The 1461-nt window shown below is 47.4% G+C and carries 1 protein-coding gene; it reads left to right on the top strand.

Translation table 11 applies throughout. From position 1 onward, the window contains the following. Nucleotides 1-93: 93 nt before the first annotated feature. Nucleotides 94-1421 (top strand): IS3 family transposase gene (locus KNP86_RS15490; protein ID WP_214755162.1). Its coding sequence is split into 2 segments (ribosomal slippage): nucleotides 94-493 and nucleotides 493-1421, totalling 1329 coding nucleotides; the frame shifts between segments, so codons are not numbered across the junction. The last annotated feature ends 40 nt before the right edge of the window (nucleotides 1422-1461 follow it).

Genomic DNA, 1461 nt, shown 5'->3' with positions numbered 1-1461 from the left:
TAATCTGTACCCTGAGTAATAGACACTTAAAAAAAGTCTATTGCTCAGGGTTTTTGTGTACACTGGATTAAATCATATTGGGAGTGAATCCAGGTGTCGAAAAAGATATTTACGTCAAAAGAAGTGGAAACGCTAGCTACGAATATTTATGTCAAATCCGTGAGCCCGAAAGGGATCACGTACACAGACGAGTTCAAGGAACTCTTTATAGCTCAAACGCTTGAAGGGCGATTTCCGGTGGAAATCTTCCGGGACTGCGGATTTGACGTTGAGGTTGTCGGTCACAAAAGGATGAAAGCTTGTAGGTCACGGTGGACACTCGCTTACCAAAAAGACGGGGTTATGGGTCTGCGAGATACACGAGTGGGTAATTCAGGCCGCAAGAAAGATGTAGAGCTATCGGCTGAAGAACGTTACGCGAAACTTGAGGCCGAAAACAGACTGTTGAAAGCAGAGGTTGAATTATTAAAGGAGATTCGTCTGGCGGAAGGGAGAGGAAAGCTGGACTAAGCGCGTCGCAAAAATATGAGCTCATTCAAGGTGTCATCATCAAGCACGAAATGACGGGTATGGTCAGCCATCTCTGTCAGGTAGTAGGGGTGTCACGTCAGGGATACCACGCCTATTTCTCAAAGCATCGGGTACAGATGAGACAAGAACGCGAAGCGAAGGACGCGGCACTTCGCGACCTCGTTCTGAAGGCGTTCCACTTCAAAAAACGTAGGAAGGGAGCCAGGCAGATCAAGATGGTCCTGTCTGGTCATTTCGGTGTGTCGTTGAACCTGAAGTGCATCCGCCGCATCATGCGGAAATACAACATCGTCTGTCCGATTCGCAGAGCAAAACCCTACAAACGGCTCATCAAAGCGACGGCCGAGCACCGGGTGGTGCCGAACCACCTCAAGCGTGAATTCAAACAGGGCACTCCCTACAAGGTCCTCCTCACTGATATCACCTACATATTCTATGGGAACGGTAAGCGGGCCTATCTTTCGACCATCGTGGATGGATCGACCAATGAGGTACTGGCACACCAACTCTCTGAGAACATCAAACTTGATATCGTATTGGACACGTTGAAACATTTAAGGAATAACCGTAAGGTTCGTTTAGCGAGGGGTGCGTTCATCCATTCAGACCAGGGTGGACACTATACGAGTCCTACCTACCAGAAACAGGTGAGGCGGATGAAGTTAGGTCAATCCATGTCCCGACGGGGCAACTGTTGGGACAACGCCGTCCAGGAATCATTCTTTGGACATTTCAAGGACATCGTCGAATTGGAAGGGTGCCATACATTCGATTGTTTGCGTAATGAAATCCGTAGGGCCATCAGCTACTACAATCATCATCGTTACCAGTGGAACATGAAAAAGATGACTCCTGTACAGTACAGGAATCATCTCCTTCAAGCAGCGTGATCTTTTTTTAAAATGTCCTTTACATAGGGTACAGATTAAA

The sequence above is a fragment of the Exiguobacterium sp. s16 genome, from assembly GCF_018618115.1.
Taxonomy (GTDB): Bacteria; Bacillota; Bacilli; order Exiguobacteriales; family Exiguobacteriaceae; genus Exiguobacterium; species Exiguobacterium mexicanum_A.
This window is presented reverse-complemented; position numbering and strand designations above follow the sequence as displayed.